This window comes from Flavobacterium sp. ASV13 (assembly GCF_000745775.1).
In the GTDB taxonomy this organism is placed as follows: Bacteria; Bacteroidota; Bacteroidia; order Flavobacteriales; family Flavobacteriaceae; genus Flavobacterium.
In genome coordinates this window covers 86,948-102,028 of the sequence record NZ_JQJY01000009.1, presented here as the reverse complement: position 1 = coordinate 102,028, position 15,081 = coordinate 86,948, and the positions used below count along the sequence as shown (strand labels likewise).

At 33.9% G+C, this 15,081-nt stretch carries 14 protein-coding genes and 2 tRNA genes; 7 read left to right on the top strand and 9 right to left on the bottom strand.

Features of this window, described 5'->3' with window-relative positions; translation table 11 throughout:
• Positions 1-173: 173 nt before the first annotated feature.
• Positions 174-1,037 (bottom strand): helix-turn-helix domain-containing protein, encoded by an 864-nt coding sequence (locus GQ47_RS18520; RefSeq protein ID WP_035651661.1) that lies wholly within the window; start codon positions 1,035-1,037, stop codon positions 174-176.
• 95 nt (positions 1,038-1,132) lie between these two features.
• On the opposite strand from GQ47_RS18520, the gene GQ47_RS18515 reads away from it, so the two are divergent.
• Positions 1,133-1,495 carry a DUF983 domain-containing protein gene (locus tag GQ47_RS18515; RefSeq protein ID WP_035651659.1) on the top strand — a complete coding sequence of 121 codons (363 nt, stop codon included), beginning with the start codon at positions 1,133-1,135 and terminating at the stop codon, positions 1,493-1,495.
• A 72-nt stretch (positions 1,496-1,567) separates the two neighbouring features.
• Positions 1,568-2,443: an ACP S-malonyltransferase gene (gene fabD, locus GQ47_RS18510; protein ID WP_035651657.1), complete on the top strand. Its 876-nt coding sequence runs from the start codon at positions 1,568-1,570 to the stop codon at positions 2,441-2,443.
• A 105-nt stretch (positions 2,444-2,548) separates the two neighbouring features.
• Here fabD and GQ47_RS18505 read toward each other — a convergent pair whose 3' ends face one another.
• From GQ47_RS18505 to GQ47_RS18490, 4 genes are all read right to left on the bottom strand, one after another.
• Positions 2,549-3,454, bottom strand: a complete 906-nt coding sequence (locus GQ47_RS18505; RefSeq protein WP_035652065.1) for a DMT family transporter — start codon at positions 3,452-3,454, stop codon at positions 2,549-2,551.
• An 80-nt stretch (positions 3,455-3,534) separates the two neighbouring features.
• A complete protein-coding gene (gene galE / locus GQ47_RS18500; RefSeq protein ID WP_035651655.1) occupies positions 3,535-4,551 on the bottom strand; it encodes a UDP-glucose 4-epimerase GalE in 1,017 nt (338 codons plus the stop codon).
• A 16-nt stretch (positions 4,552-4,567) separates the two neighbouring features.
• Positions 4,568-5,008 carry a nuclear transport factor 2 family protein gene (locus GQ47_RS18495; RefSeq protein ID WP_035651653.1) on the bottom strand — a complete coding sequence of 147 codons (441 nt, stop codon included), beginning with the start codon at positions 5,006-5,008 and terminating at the stop codon, positions 4,568-4,570.
• A 3-nt stretch (positions 5,009-5,011) separates the two neighbouring features.
• Complete coding sequence (locus GQ47_RS18490; RefSeq protein ID WP_035652063.1) at positions 5,012-6,145, bottom strand: DegT/DnrJ/EryC1/StrS family aminotransferase; 1,134 nt, start codon at positions 6,143-6,145, stop codon at positions 5,012-5,014.
• Positions 6,146-6,279: 134 nt separating this feature from the next.
• On the opposite strand from GQ47_RS18490, the gene GQ47_RS18485 reads away from it, so the two are divergent.
• Both GQ47_RS18485 and GQ47_RS18480 read left to right on the top strand, forming a co-directional pair.
• Entirely contained in the window at positions 6,280-7,521 is a 1,242-nt protein-coding gene (locus GQ47_RS18485; RefSeq protein WP_035651651.1) for a 3-deoxy-D-manno-octulosonic acid transferase, read from the top strand.
• A gap of 341 nt (positions 7,522-7,862) precedes the next feature.
• Positions 7,863-8,075 (top strand): PG1828 family lipoprotein, encoded by a 213-nt coding sequence (locus GQ47_RS18480; RefSeq protein WP_035651649.1) that lies wholly within the window; start codon positions 7,863-7,865, stop codon positions 8,073-8,075.
• Positions 8,076-8,201: 126 nt separating this feature from the next.
• On the opposite strand, the gene GQ47_RS18475 is transcribed toward GQ47_RS18480, so the two are convergent.
• The 4 genes from GQ47_RS18475 to mutS all read right to left on the bottom strand — a co-directional run bounded on the left by GQ47_RS18475 (position 8,202) and on the right by mutS (position 11,655).
• Complete coding sequence (locus GQ47_RS18475; protein ID WP_035651648.1) at positions 8,202-8,576, bottom strand: hypothetical protein; 375 nt, start codon at positions 8,574-8,576, stop codon at positions 8,202-8,204.
• A gap of 137 nt (positions 8,577-8,713) precedes the next feature.
• A tRNA-Leu gene (locus tag GQ47_RS18470) sits at positions 8,714-8,799 on the bottom strand.
• Positions 8,800-8,813: 14 nt separating this feature from the next.
• Positions 8,814-8,886 (bottom strand) — tRNA-Gly (locus GQ47_RS18465).
• A gap of 162 nt (positions 8,887-9,048) precedes the next feature.
• Positions 9,049-11,655 (bottom strand): DNA mismatch repair protein MutS, encoded by a 2,607-nt coding sequence (mutS, locus tag GQ47_RS18460; protein ID WP_035651646.1) that lies wholly within the window; start codon positions 11,653-11,655, stop codon positions 9,049-9,051.
• 157 nt (positions 11,656-11,812) lie between these two features.
• Between mutS and GQ47_RS18455 the strand changes: the two genes are divergently transcribed.
• The 3 genes from GQ47_RS18455 to GQ47_RS18445 all read left to right on the top strand — a co-directional run bounded on the left by GQ47_RS18455 (position 11,813) and on the right by GQ47_RS18445 (position 15,046).
• On the top strand, positions 11,813-12,241 hold the full coding sequence (locus GQ47_RS18455; RefSeq protein ID WP_035651644.1) for a DUF1573 domain-containing protein: 429 nt from the start codon (positions 11,813-11,815) through the stop codon (positions 12,239-12,241).
• Positions 12,242-12,322: 81 nt separating this feature from the next.
• The gene (locus tag GQ47_RS18450; protein WP_035651642.1) at positions 12,323-12,865 is read left to right on the top strand and encodes an RNA methyltransferase; all 543 of its coding nucleotides are present in this window, start codon (positions 12,323-12,325) and stop codon (positions 12,863-12,865) included.
• A 105-nt stretch (positions 12,866-12,970) separates the two neighbouring features.
• Positions 12,971-15,046, top strand: coding sequence for an Ig-like domain-containing protein (locus GQ47_RS18445; RefSeq protein WP_051951653.1), 2,076 nt, complete (start codon positions 12,971-12,973; stop codon positions 15,044-15,046).
• Positions 15,047-15,081: the final 35 nt, after the last annotated feature.

Here is a 15,081-nt window from a genome sequence, read left to right as displayed (position 1 = left end):
TTGGTTAAAAAGCCTGCACTTTTTAAGGAAGTGCAGGCTTTTTTTGTTAGCCACGACCCGAGCGATAGCGAACAGGCGAAGCAATTCACGAATTATTTTTTTTCTTTTGCCACAGATTAAAAGGATTTCACAGATTTAATCCAAATAATCCTTTAAATCTGTGGCGAAAAAACTTATCGCACTGTATTTCTAAATTCTGTTGGCGACAATCCTGTTTGTTTTTTGAAGAATCTGGAGAAATAGGAATAATCTTCGTAACCTACTTTGAAAGCTACTTCATTTACAGCTAATTGTTTGTCGATCAACATTCTTTTTATTTCCAGGATTACACGATCTGTGATAACTTCTGTGGCGGTTTTTTGGAGGATTTCATTGCAGATTCTATTTAAATGTTTTAGCGTGATATTTAGTTTTTCTGCATAGAATGAGGGCAGTTTTTCGGTTCTGAAATGTTCCTCTAAAAGCGATTCAAACTTGTTTATTTTAATATTATACGAATGCGTTTGATGCGAATAGGTTTCACTGTATTTTCTGGAAATTTCAATGTGAATACAATCTAATAAATTCAACATTTTATCCAATTGCAATTTATTATTCTGATTGTTTTCCTGAATCAGCAAATCAAAATAAGGAAGAATTTTTGGGATTTCTTTTTCTTCAAAAACCATTTCCGGTCGGTTGTGAATCGAGTGATAAAAATTATAACCGTTGATCTTTTTCTGTCCGAAATATAAATTATACAATTCCTGCGAAAAGATAATTACAAAACCTTCGATATCTTCAGATAAACTCCAATGATGCATTTGTCCAGGTTGAAGCACAAATAAACTTCCTCTTTTTATATCGAATTGATCAAAATCTACTTCATGTTTTCCTGAACCTTTCGTAAAAAACACCATTAGATACGAATCATGACGATGCGGTTCTTCGACAAAACTGTGACTTTTTAAATGTTCTTTAAAAGTATTCACATAAAAATCGCGATGAATATCATTACAGCTAAAATTCTGAACACTATAAACGGGATATTTTTGCATAAAAATGTCTTTATTGTGCTATAAGTAGCGAAGATACTAAAAAGACTTTTATCCAACTCCGAATTACCTTTGTATAAATAAAAAACAACAAAGTCATGTCAAATGCATTAACTCATATTTTAAGCAACGAATGTCCGATTTGTCACAAAGGAAAAGTATTTACAGACAAAAGTATTTTTTTGACTTTCGGTCTTCCAAAAATGAATGAATACTGCAGTCATTGTAATTACAAGTTCCAAAAAGAACCTGGTTATTTCTTTGGGGCAATGTACGTAAACTACGGATTAACAGTCGCTCAGGGAATTGCAACGTATTGTATTGCACAGTTTTTCTTCGAGAAAAATTTCGATTTAAGAATCATTCCGATTATTGCTGTTGTGATTACTTTACTAACTTCTTTCAATCTGAGATTTTCAAGGTTAGCATGGATTTACATGTTTAAGGATTATACGAAATAAAAAAGTGTTATTTTTGCCTTTCAATTGAAACTAATTTTCAATTCCAAAAAAATAAAAAAACAAATTAGACAAATGAAAGCATACGTATTTCCAGGTCAGGGCGCACAGTTCACAGGAATGGGTAAAGACCTATATGAAAGTTCGGCTTTAGCCAAAGAATTATTCGAAAAAGCTAATGAAATTTTAGGCTTTAGAATTACAGATATTATGTTTGAAGGTACTGCCGAAGAACTAAAAGAAACTAAAGTGACACAACCAGCTGTATTTTTACACTCGGTTATTTTGGCTAAAACTTTAGGCGAAGATTTTAAACCAGAAATGGTTGCAGGACATTCTTTAGGAGAATTTTCAGCTTTGGTTGCTAACGGAACTTTATCTTTTGAAGATGGTTTGAAATTAGTTTCTCAACGTGCTTTGGCTATGCAAAAAGCCTGCGAAATTACTCCATCTACAATGGCTGCGGTTTTAGGTTTAGCGGATAATATTGTGGAAGAAGTTTGCGCTTCTATTGACGGAATTGTGGTTGCTGCCAACTATAACTGCCCTGGACAATTAGTAATTTCTGGAGAAACTTCAGCTGTTGAAAAAGCTTGTGAAGCTATGAAAGCTGCAGGAGCAAAACGTGCTTTAATTTTACCTGTTGGAGGAGCATTTCACTCACCAATGATGGAACCAGCGAGAGAAGAATTAGCTGCTGCAATTGAAGCAACAACGTTCTCTACTCCAATTTGCCCAGTGTACCAAAACGTTACTGCAAATGCAGTTTCTGATGCAAACGAAATTAAAAAGAACTTAATCATTCAATTAACTGCTCCGGTAAAATGGACACAATCTGTACAACAAATGATCGCTGACGGCGCTACTTTGTTTACCGAAGTTGGTCCAGGAAAAGTTTTAGCTGGTTTGATTAATAAAATTGATAAAGAAGCAGTTACTGCTAATGCTTAATTTTTAAGTGTTCAGCTAAAAACTATATAAACAAAAATCCTCATAGACTTTATCAGTTTACGAGGATTTTGTTTTTTTTAAAGTATTTTTAAAATTTTTACATCCCTATAATGTCCTTTTTTCCTTCTTCTTATAATTTACAATAAAAACGCCAAGAATAATAAGCGCTGTCGCAATTATAAAGTCTATTGTAATAACTTCATCTAAAAGAAGCCAACCTAGAAATACAGCAATTATCGTATTTATATAAGCCAAAATAGAAACTTGAACCGCTGTAACATGTTTTAAAGCATAACTATAACTAAAAAACGCAATTACTGATCCGAAAATCGACAAATACAAAGCTGCAAAAATACTTCTTGAACTCCACGAACTAAAATCTGGATTTGGTGAAAAAATGGAAGCCAAAACCAACTGAATGCAAGACGCAGATGTAAATTGATAAAACAAATTGAGTACAATATTATTCGATTTATTGGCGTGTGTTTTGGTATAAATTGTTCCAATAGCCCAAGCCAAAATTGCAAACCCCATAAACATCATTCCGGTTCTGTAATCAGCATCTAAAAACGATCCAAGCCCGTCTTTGAATATAAAAACGACTCCCGAAAATCCAATTAATACTCCAACAAAACCTTTAAAGCTCATTTTTTGCAAGCCCACTAAAATGCTTCCAAGAAATATCAATATCGGAGATAAGGCACTTATTACAGATGCCAATCCACTTGGTAAAGTCTTTTCGGCAATTGTTGTAAAACCATTTGCAATTACAATCATCAAAACCGAAGGAATAAGTTGCTGTTTGAAATTTCCCCAACCAATCCATTTCATTTCTTTTTTGAACAACAAAATCGTCATCATAATCAGTCCCGCCAATCCTTGACGAATTGAAGTTACAAACCAAGGCGGAATCGTTTCAACCGCAACCCTGATTCCTAAAAACGTTGTACCCCAGATAATTCCAACGGCTGCAAGAGCAAAAATCAATTTATAATCTAAACTTTGTTTCATGATAATATCATCTAAAAAAAATCCCAAACTATATTGCTATAATTTGGGACCCTAAAATTTTATAATTTTAATGTGGAGAATTATTTATTCCTCACTTTTTGTTCCCATTTCCAGGCGCTTGCCATAGCTTCGTCTAAACTTAATTCAGCTTTCCATCCTAAGACATTATTTGCCTTATCTGTGTTTGCATAAGCCTCAGTAATATCACCTTCACGACGTGGCTTAATAACGTATGGCAATTTTTTCTCGCTTACTTTTTCAAAACTATGAATTACTTCAAGCACAGAACTTCCTTTTCCAGTTCCTAAATTGAAGGTTTCAACTTTCGCCAAATTCTTTTTATTTAACAAACGCTGTAAAGCAATTACGTGCGCTTTTGCTAAATCAACCACATGGATATAATCACGAACTGCAGTTCCGTCTGGTGTTGGATAATCATCTCCAAAAACAGATAATTCCTGACGCAATCCTACTCCGGTTTGTGTAATAAACGGAACTAAATTTTGAGGAACTCCTAAAGGCAATTCTCCAATTTCTACTGATTCGTGTGCTCCAACCGGATTAAAATAACGCAATAAAATCGCGCTTATATTTGTTACTTTAGCTGTATCTGTAATAATTTCTTCTCCAATTTGCTTTGTATTCCCGTAAGGTGACATTGCTGTTTGAACAGGAGCATCTTCTGTAATTGGCATTTTTTCGGCTTGACCGTAAACTGTACAAGACGAACTAAAAATAAAACTTGCCTCAGGTTTTTGCTGTAATTCCTGTAAAAGATACACTAAACTGCTGATGTTGTTTTCATAATACAACAATGGTTGTTCAACACTTTCACCAACTGCTTTTGAAGCTGCAAAATGAATTACTCCAGTAACATCATTATGTTTTTTAAAGAAATCCTGAACGGCACTTTTTTCTCTTAAATCAATTTTTTCGAATAAAGGCGTTTTTCCTGTAATGGCTGTAATTCCTTTTAAAACATCTTCTGAAGAGTTTGAGAGATTATCAATGATCACCACTTCGAAGCCTTCATTTTGCAATTCGACTACGGTGTGAGAACCAATAAATCCTAATCCTCCTGTTACTAATACTTTCATTTTTTTTGGTTGTTTTTTATGTAGTTAATTTATATGCTTGTCTACCAATAAGAATCCATTTGCTTTTCTGTTTTTGCCAAACGAGCATTATTCCTATTTTAATATCTTTATCAACGCCGCCATCTTTAGTATGAGCTGCGAGTATGTGCCTAACAATCGCAACATCATTTTGAATTGTAATGGTTTGGTCTTGAAAATCTATAGTTACAAAATCTGATTTTCCGCTAACAATTCCCTCGACAAATTCTGTCTGATTTTGAAAATTCCCATTTGAATGGACATAACTCAGCTTTTCTGAAGTTAATGCTTTTAATTTTGCTCCATCAGCATCAATCATAGCCTGGCGCAAAATTTCAACTTGATCAATAACAGCTTTTTCTTCTTTCGAAATTACCTTTTGAGCAAAAGCCGAAAACTGAAGAAAAATCATTAAAATCAAAAGACTACTTCTTCTCATTTTTTATTTATTTAAAAATTCTAAAACAGAATCAGTAATAAATTTAATTTGTTCATCATCAAGTTCTGTGTGCATTGGCAAAGCAATTACTTCCTGAACCAGTTGATTCGTAACTGGAAATTGCTCTTCTTTATAACGAGGATCCAAATATGCTTTTTGAGAATGCAACGGAATTGGGTAATAAATTGCACACGGAATTCCTTTATCTAACAAATGCTGCATTAAAGCATTTCTGTCAGCATCAATGATTCTTAAAACATATTGGTGAAAAACGTGATCATTTTCATTTGCATCAAAATCTGGTGTAATTATATGTTTGTTTCCTGCAAAAGCTGCATTATATTTCGTTGCTGCTAAACGACGCGCTTTGTTATATTCATCAAGCAAAGGCAATTTTGCATTCAAAACTCCAGCCTGAATACTATCTAAACGAGAATTCACTCCTACAACATCGTGATGATAACGCTCGTACATTCCGTGATTTACGATTCCGCGGATAATGTGCGCTAATTTATCATCATTTGTAAAAATCGCACCTCCATCTCCATAGCATCCTAAGTTTTTAGAAGGAAAGAATGAAGTTGCTGCAACGTGACCAATTACTCCAACTTTCGTTTTTTCACCCGATTTAGAAATATAATCAGCTCCAATTGCCTGCGCATTATCTTCGATTACATATAAATTATGTTCAGCTGCAATTTCCATAATTGCATCCATATTTGCAGCGCGTCCAAATAAATGTACCGGAACAATTGCTTTTGTTTTTGGTGTAATTGCTTTTTTTACAGCTTCAATATCGATGTTCATATTTACCATATCAACATCGACTAAAACTGGAGTTAATTGCAACAAAGCAATTACCTCAACAGTTGCTGCAAAAGTAAAATCGGCAGTGATAACTTCATCGCCAGGTTTTAAACCTAACCCCATCATTGCTATTTGCAAAGCATCAGTTCCATTTGCACAAGGAATAACGTGTTTTGCACCTAAATAATCTTCAAGATTCTTTTGAAACTGATGAACCAAAGGTCCGTTAATATAAGTATTTGTGTCTAAAACTTCCTGAATTGAAGCGTCAACGGTAGATTTTATTTTTTCATATTGACTCTTTAAGTCAACCATTTGTATTTTTTTCATTTTGAATAACATTTAAAATAAAGACCTGATTTTTAAACATAATCTTTAAAAGGAGCAACAAAAATAGTTATTTAATACCTGCAAACCAATGAAAATAATCGAAAGAAATGTAATTTAGCCACAAAAATAAACAGATGCTTTTTTTATACAATTTAGTTGTTTCTATTGCGGGGTTTTTTCTGAAAATCGTGGCGCTTTTTAGTCCGAAAATTAAGCTTTTTACAGAAGGCCGAAAAGATGTTTTCTCTCTTTTAAAAGAAAAAATTAAACCCGAAGACAAAACAATTTGGTTTCATTCCGCTTCTTTAGGCGAATACGAACAAGGACTTCCTGTTATCGAAAAAATCAAAGAAAAATACCCGTCACATAAAATTATTGTAACCTTTTTTTCACCATCTGGATACGAAGTGCGTAAAAACAACACAGTTGCAGACGTTACCATCTACCTTCCATTAGACACAAAAAGCAATGCAAAAAAATTCATAGAATTAACACATCCCGAACTGGCGTTTTTTATTAAATATGAGTTTTGGCTTAACTATTTAAAAGAATTAGAAACAAATAAAATTCCAACCTATTTGATCTCTGGTATTTTCAGAGACAATCAAATGTTTTTTAAATGGTACGGAGGTTTTTACCGAAAAGCATTAAAAGCATTTACTTATTTTTTTGTTCAGAATGAAAAATCAAAAGAAAAAATCGAAGCTATTGGATTTCAAAATGTAATTGTATCAGGCGACACCCGTTTTGATCGTGTTGCTGCAATTTTAGAAAGAGACAATACCCTAGATTATATTGAAAAATTCAAGAATAATCAACCAATTATAGTTATAGGAAGTTCTTGGCCAAAAGACGAGGCGCTATTAGCAGAATATATCAATCAGGCTTCAGAAAACGTAAAATTCATCATTGCTCCTCACAATATCAAGGAAGACCAGATTTCAAGCTTAAAGTCTCAAATCACAAAATCAACTGTATTATTTTCCGAAAAAGACCAAGCTGGTGATTTATCAAATTACAATGTTTTTATTATAGACACTATTGGACTGCTGACTAAAATTTACAGCTACGGTACAATTGCTTATGTTGGCGGCGGTTTTGGAAATCCCGGAATACATAATGTATTAGAACCCGCTACATTTGGAATTCCAATTTTAATTGGGCCAAATTATTCAAACTTTGCAGAAGCAGTTTTATTGGTAAAACTTGGAGGTTGCATTTCTATTGCTGACGGCAACGAATTAAAAAGTCATTTTGATCGATTACTTACTGATGAAAAGTATTTAGAAGAAAAAAGCAAAATTTGCAAAAGCTATATTCAAGACAATAAAGGCGCAACGGATTGCATCATGAAAACAGTTTCAGAAACGATCTAAAAGACCTCAAAGCTCACCTAATAGCATTATTACCCTAAAAAGCTCTTAAAAGAACCCATTTTAAGCTTAATGCATTAAATGCTTTTCGCCCAAAAAACAAAACAAACTACAAGTAATACAAACTCAAACGTTATTTTTATTGCCGAATCAGCAACAAAAAATAATTTCTTCGAAAAATACAATAATATAATATTTTTTTACTATTTTGGCATGTTTTTTGATAAATAGAATAATCGTGAGCGATGAAAATATTTTAAAAAAAAAGTGAAAAAATATTTTACATATTAAAAAATTTATATCTTTGCCACGAATTAATAATTAACCTTTTATAATAAAGTAAGATGAAAAAAGTATTTTTAAGTTTAGCTGTTGTTGCTGTATTAACTGTTGTATCTTGTAAAAAAGCTGACGCTGCAGCTACTGAAACTGTAGATTCTACTGCTGTTGCTGTTGATTCTGCTGCTACTGTAGTTGATTCTGCTGCTGCAACTGTTGATTCTGCTGCTGCTAAAGTTGATTCTGCTGCTGCTAAAGTAGAAGAAGTAAAAAAATAATTAGAACCTAAGTTCTAAAAATTTTAAAACCATCATAGCGATGGTTTTTTTTTATGCAAAAATTTAAACCTCTGCAAAAGCACAAAAAAGTGTTTGCAATCGCAAACACTTTTTTTTTATTTCACATTAATCCATTTCTTCTTCCCCAACAACCTCATCTTCAAAAATCGATTCGTTTGACGAGAAATCCAAAACTTCTGATTTCGAAGCATAAGTCACGATTTCCCTAATACCCTTCTGCAAAAGCAATTCAGTGCTATATTTACGACTTGTAGCAAAATGAACCTCCCCAAGCATCAATTTAAAAAAATACTTCCCTCCAGAACCCTTAAACTTTAAAAATTTCGCAAGCTCAATATTTTCCTTGAATTTCTGTATATCTTCTTCACACTCAAATCTTAATTCGTAACTCAAACTTGTAAAAATCACCTTTCCTTTCCTTGAAGTAAACGTGAATTTATATTCGTCATTAAATCGCCTGCTGATTACAAAAGCACCCATTTAGAAATATTAGATTTTAGATTGTTGATTTTAGAATTCTTAGATTCTTAGATTTTTAAAAGAGAGCCACTTTGCCAATTTCTTTTAAATGCAGTTTTACATAATAAAAAAAGCCTCTTCAAAAGAAGAGGCTTTAGTACTCAGAGCGGGACTTGAACCCGCACGAACATTGCTGTTCACTGGATTTTAAGTCCAGCGTGTCTACCAATTTCACCATCCGAGCATTATATGGTTTTGAGCGAAAAACGGGGCTCGAACCCGCGACCTCGACCTTGGCAAGGTCGCGCTCTACCAACTGAGCTATTTTCGCATTTCAAATTTTTCTTAAAGAACTTGCAACACTTGACTTGTTTCGTATTGCGAGTGCAAATTTAGGACATTTATTCAATTACACAAGCGTTTTTTGAAAAAATATTTTAGTTATTCTATAACATTCTGATAACCTAAACTTTAAACTTGAAAATTTTTATTTTTATTTTTTGACTAACATTCTTTTGATCTCATTCAGCTTCATCAGTGCTTCGACTGGCGTTATAGCATTTATATCAAGACCTAGAATTTCTTCTTTTATCTCTTCCAATAAAGGATCATCTAAATTAAAGAAACTCATCTGCATTTCATCATTAGCTGATTTTATTCCGTTTAAGGCTTCACTGGAATGATTTTTTTCTAATTTCTTTAAAAGCTTTTGCGCTTTTGAAATTACCAACTGAGGCATTCCGGCCATTTTTGCAACATGAATTCCAAAACTATGAGCACTTCCTCCTTTTACCAGTTTACGAACAAAAAGAACAGTATCTTTTAATTCTTTGACCGCCACATTAAAATTCTGAATTCTCGGAAGCGATTCTGTCATTTCGTTTAATTCATGATAATGCGTTGCAAATAATGTTTTAGCTTTTGAAGGATGCTCGTGTAAAAATTCGGCAATAGCCCAAGCGATTGAGATTCCGTCATATGTACTTGTTCCTCTTCCAATTTCATCCAGAAGCACCAAACTTCTATCTGAAATATTATTCAAAATCGAAGCCGTCTCATTCATTTCCACCATAAAAGTAGATTCGCCCATTGAAATATTATCAGAAGCTCCTACTCTTGTAAAAATCTTGTCCACAATTCCCATTCTAACGCTGTCTGCCGGGACAAAACTTCCCATTTGAGCCAATAACACAATTAAAGCCGTTTGTCTCAAAATAGCCGACTTACCAGACATATTAGGACCAGTAATCATTATAATTTGCTGGGTTTCCCTATCTAAATAAACATCATTAGAAATATATGGCGTACCAACTGGCAATTGCTTTTCAATTACCGGATGCCTTCCTTCTTTGATTTCCAACTCAAATGTATCGTCAATTTCCGGGCAAACATATTTATTTTCTATTGCTAATTGCGTAAACGAACACAAACAATCTAGTTGAGCAACCAAATTGGCATTCATTTGAACCGGTTTGATATAAGTAGCAATCCAGGCAACTAATTGTTCAAAAAGATCGGCTTCAATTTTATAGATTCTTTCTTCGGCTCCTAAAATCTTGGTTTCGTACTCTTTTAATTCTTCTGTAATATAACGTTCTGCATTAACCAATGTCTGTTTACGAATCCATTCTGCAGGCACTTTATCTTTGTGCGTATTTCGAACTTCAATATAATATCCAAAAACATTATTGAAAGATATTTTTAAAGAAGAAATTCCTGTACGTTCAGATTCTCTTCTTTCAATTCCTTCTAAATATTCTTTTCCAGAAGTTGATATTGCACGAAGTTCATCCAATTCTTCGTTAATGCCGCTTGCAATAGCGTTTCCTTTTGCAATCGCTACTGGTGCATCTTGATTTAAGGTTACTTTTATTTTTTCTCTTAATAAATCACAAGCATGCAGACTGTCTCCGATAACTTTTACCGCTTCTTGCGGACTTTCAAGCGCCAATGTTTTAATTGGAATAATAGCGTCCAGCGATTCTTTTAAATAAACAATTTCGCGAGGCGAGACTTTTCCGGCAGCAATTTTAGAAATCAAACGCTCCAAATCTGAAATTTGCTTAATCTGATATTGAATGTTATGAAGGACTTCCGAATTTGATTTTAAATACGAAACCACATCATGACGTCCTTTTATTTTGTTGCTGTCTTTTAAAGGAAGAGCCAGCCAGCGTTTTAACAGCCGTCCTCCCATTGGCGAAAGCGTTCGGTCAATTACATCTAAAAGCGTAACCGCATTTGGATTGTAGCTGTGATATAATTCTAAATTTCGAATCGTAAAACGATCCATCCAAACATATGCATCTTCTGCAATACGCTGGATCGCTGTAATATGTTGTACACGATTGTGCTGTGTCTCTGATAAATAATACAAAATTGCTCCAGAAGCAATAATTCCTTCTTTTAATTCTTCGATTCCAAATCCTTTTAAAGAATTTGTCTGAAAATGTTTTGTTAGCGTTTCTAAAGCATAATCTTCTTTATAAATCCAATCTTCTAAGTAAAAACTATGAAAATCTTCGCCAAAAGCAGCTTTAAAATCACCTTTGTTATTCTTTGGAACTAAAACCTCACTCGGATTAAAGTTCTGCAACAGCTTATCAATATATTCAGCATTTCCCTGTGCCGTCAAAAATTCTCCTGTCGAAACATCCAAAAAGGAAATTCCTATATTTTTATTAGCAAAATAAACCGATGCTAAAAAGTTATTCGATTTAGACTGCAAAACCTCATCGTTTAAAGAAACTCCCGGAGTTACTAACTCCGTAACACCTCTTTTCACGATAGTTTTTGTCATTTTTGGATCTTCAAGCTGATCACAAATTGCTACGCGAAGACCCGCTTTAACCAATTTTGGCAAGTACGTATTAATAGAATGGTGTGGAAAACCTGCCAAAGCGGTTTCAGTATCTGAACCTGCACCTCTTTTGGTCAATGTTATTCCGAGAATTTTAGAAGCTCTGATGGCGTCTTCTCCAAATGTTTCATAAAAATCCCCTACTCTGAAAAGCAGACATGCATCAGGATATTTTCTCTTGATTTCGTTGTACTGTTTCATTAAAGGTGTTTCTTTCACCACTTTTTCTTTAGCTGCCAAATCGATATATTTTTAAATGAAAATTAAGACAGCGAATTTATAATTTTTTAGCGGCATATCGAAGGCTTCAAAAATTAAAATATTTTAAGAGATTTTTAAGTTGACATTTAAGAATTTTACATAGATTTGTTCTATCATTTAAACAAAGACTATAAAAATGAAAAAAATAATTTTATTTGTTATGCTTGCTGTAGCTGGAGTTACGGCTTCTAACGCGCAATCTGCTAAAAAAGGAACTGCAAAAGTTGCTAAAGTAGAAGGAGCAGGAATGCTTTTTGAAACAGAAACTATTGACTATGGAACAATTGCTCACAATGCTGACGGAAAACGTGAATTCGTTTTTGTTAACAACGGAACAAAACCATTGATCATTACAAACACGCAAGGTTCTTGCGGATGTACTGTTCCTACTACGCCAAAAGAGCCAATCGCACCAGGTGCTAAAGGAATCATTGGTGTAAAATATGCTACTGACAGAGTTGGTCAATTTACAAAAACTGTAACTGTTACTTCTAACGCTGAAGGACAGCCAACAAAAGTACTTACTATAAAAGGTATAGTTTTACCAGATCCAGTAAAAAGCTAATCTGAAAATAAAACAAAATAAAATAATTGAAAAAGCTTCCTTATCTTTGGAAGCTTTTTTTATGATTAGAATACAGCAAAAATGAGAAAACTTGAAAATAGCGAATTGGACCGCAAATCGATTGAAGATTTTAAAAAATCAGACAAGACTCCTTTAATTTTAGTTTTGGATGACATTCGCAGCTTACACAATATTGGTTCTGTTTTTAGAACAGCCGATGCTTTTTTGATTGAAAAAATCATTTTATGCGGTATTACAGCTACTCCACCAAATAAAGAAATTCACAAAACTGCTCTTGGCGCTACAGAAACTGTAGCTTGGGAACATCATGAAAATGTACTTGAAGTCATTGAAAACCTTAAAAAAGAAAATGTACTCACTCTAGCTATAGAACAAGTTGAAAGTGCTATTTTTCTTCAGGATTTTAAAACAGAAAAAAATCAGAAATACGCTTTAGTTTTTGGCAATGAAGTTTATGGCGTTGCACAAGAAGCTGTAGCTATTTGTGATGGCTGTATTGAGATTCCGCAATTAGGAACTAAACATTCCTTAAATATTGCTGTAAGTGCGGGAATTGTAGTTTGGGATTTATTTCAAAAACTAAACTGGCCAGCAAACAATTAAGAATATTTTTACTTAAAAATTGTGATTATTACCTCATTTTTAGACTTTAATTGTTAGAAATTGAAATATTTTTTTTTATTATTATAAAAGTGATACTTTTATAAAATGAAAAATAAGAGTTCCCTAAATATATATATATTATTTATTTTATTGCTGTCCAGTTCTTTTGGATTTGCTCAAATTACGACAACTGCTCCTGTTGTTAAAGCAACCGGAGATCAGCCATATTGTCCTCAAAATACAATAAAAATTGTAACTGATTTCTCCATTACACACGACCCTTTAGAAACAGGAACTAAAGGCGTTTTTATTCAGGTTTCATCTGGTTATTCAAGTGGTTTTGATCAGCTTGCCCTTTCAAATCCAGCGACACATCCAAACGTAATAACAAGCTGGGATTCAACAGCAGGAAAATTAAGTATAACAAGTCCAACAGGTGGTGATGTTTTATATTCTGACTTAGTTGCTGCAGTAAAAGATGTGGTTTTCACAAATCCTTCGACTTCAGCTTCGGGAACCAGAACGTTTTCAATAACAATTGGTAATGCCAATTATTTACCATCAACACAGCATTTTTATTTATATGTACCAAGTATTGGCATTACCTGGACTTCAGCACGAGATGCTGCTGCTGCAAGTACTTATTACGGGCTTAAAGGATATTTGGCAACCATATTATCTGCAGATGAAGCTAAACTAATTGGCGAACAAGCATCTGGAACGGGATGGATTGGTGGTAGCGATGCAGAAACTGAAGGAGTTTGGAAATGGGTAACAGGTCCTGAAGCCGGAACTCTAATGACTTATACTTTCTGGAACAATGGAGAACCTAATAATCAAGGAGATGAAGATTATGCGCATATTACACAACCAGGAGTAGGTATAAGAGGTTCATGGAATGATTTATCAAATACTGGATCATTAACTCCCGGAGATGCTTATCAACCTAAAGGATATGTTGTTGAATATGGCGGATCTGCAGGAGAATCACCTTTAGAAATTGCAGCAAGTACTAAAATTACAATACCTGAAGCAAACGTATTGACACCAAATCCAATTTGTGATTCGGGGAGTTTTACTATAAATGCAACAGCTACGGCTGGAGCGACAATCAGCTGGTACAATCAGGCAACCGGAGGAACGGTAATTGCAACTGGAAGTTCTTATACAACACCAGTAATAAATAATACTACAACTTATTATGTAGATGCTGGCTGCGAATCCAACCGAAAATCAGTTACAGCTGTAGTGAATAAAACGCCTAATACACCAACTGTGGCTTCATCAAATGTTTCCCGTTGTGGACCAGGAAGTGTCGATCTTCAAGCAACAACTAATGTGGGTGTTATCAATTGGTACACTTCTTCGACAGGTGGAACAAGCATTTTTACAGGAAATAATTTTACAACACCAACAATTACTACATCAGCTGTTTATTATGCCGAGGCATCAAACAGTGGTTGTTTAAATACCAATCGTACACCTGTAAACATTACTATTTACACACCACCGGCTGTTACGGACGAAACTGTCGTGTTATGCCAATCTAAAAAGAAAATACTTAATGCTGGAATAGCTGGTATGACTTATTTGTGGTCAACGGGAGCTACAACTCAAACTATTGAGATAGGAACTGGCGGTACATATACAGTTGATGTAACAAGTCCAGCTCCTCAAAACTGTACAAGCCGAAAAACAATTATAGTAGAAGAACATGAAATTCCCCAAATAGATCGTATTGATGTTGAAGGAACTAGAGCAATAATTTATCTTAAAAAAGAACAGCCTTATTTTGAATATTCTGTTGATGGTTCAAATTTTCAAGATTCTAATATTTTTTACGATGTTCCAGGCGGACTACAAACTGCTTATGTAAGAGAAAAAGGTGGTTGTGGTGCTACTGCAAAAAACTTTGTGGTTTTAGTTTTTCCAGCTTTCTTTACTCCAAACAACGATAGCTATAATGATGTCTGGGAAGTAACAGGAATGGAGAATTATCCTCAGGCACAAGTCACCATTTTTGATCGCTATGGAAAACTATTAGCGCAATTAAGTACTTCAAGAATGAGCTGGGACGGAACTTTTAATAAAATACAACTTCCTGCTTCAGACTATTGGTATGCTCTAAAAATTGATGATACACACCCTATTTTAAGAGGTCACTTTTCATTAAAAAGATAAAATCCATTTTTTATTGTTTCCAAAGCAGTTTTCAA

Bases quoted from the DNA above. Each gene is read 5' to 3' on its own strand.
- GQ47_RS18520 (WP_035651661.1), bottom strand. From the start codon at position 1,037: ATGCAAAAATATCCCGTTTATAGTGTTCAGAATTTTAGCTGTAATGAT.
- GQ47_RS18515 (WP_035651659.1), top strand. From the start codon at position 1,133: ATGTCAAATGCATTAACTCATATTTTAAGCAACGAATGTCCGATTTGT.
- fabD (WP_035651657.1), top strand. From the start codon at position 1,568: ATGAAAGCATACGTATTTCCAGGTCAGGGCGCACAGTTCACAGGAATG.
- GQ47_RS18505 (WP_035652065.1), bottom strand. From the start codon at position 3,454: ATGAAACAAAGTTTAGATTATAAATTGATTTTTGCTCTTGCAGCCGTT.
- galE (WP_035651655.1), bottom strand. From the start codon at position 4,551: ATGAAAGTATTAGTAACAGGAGGATTAGGATTTATTGGTTCTCACACC.
- GQ47_RS18495 (WP_035651653.1), bottom strand. From the start codon at position 5,008: ATGAGAAGAAGTAGTCTTTTGATTTTAATGATTTTTCTTCAGTTTTCG.
- GQ47_RS18490 (WP_035652063.1), bottom strand. From the start codon at position 6,145: ATGAAAAAAATACAAATGGTTGACTTAAAGAGTCAATATGAAAAAATA.
- GQ47_RS18485 (WP_035651651.1), top strand. From the start codon at position 6,280: ATGCTTTTTTTATACAATTTAGTTGTTTCTATTGCGGGGTTTTTTCTG.
- GQ47_RS18480 (WP_035651649.1), top strand. From the start codon at position 7,863: ATGAAAAAAGTATTTTTAAGTTTAGCTGTTGTTGCTGTATTAACTGTT.
- GQ47_RS18475 (WP_035651648.1), bottom strand. From the start codon at position 8,576: ATGGGTGCTTTTGTAATCAGCAGGCGATTTAATGACGAATATAAATTC.
- GQ47_RS18455 (WP_035651644.1), top strand. From the start codon at position 11,813: ATGAAAAAAATAATTTTATTTGTTATGCTTGCTGTAGCTGGAGTTACG.
- GQ47_RS18450 (WP_035651642.1), top strand. From the start codon at position 12,323: ATGAGAAAACTTGAAAATAGCGAATTGGACCGCAAATCGATTGAAGAT.
- GQ47_RS18445 (WP_051951653.1), top strand. From the start codon at position 12,971: ATGAAAAATAAGAGTTCCCTAAATATATATATATTATTTATTTTATTG.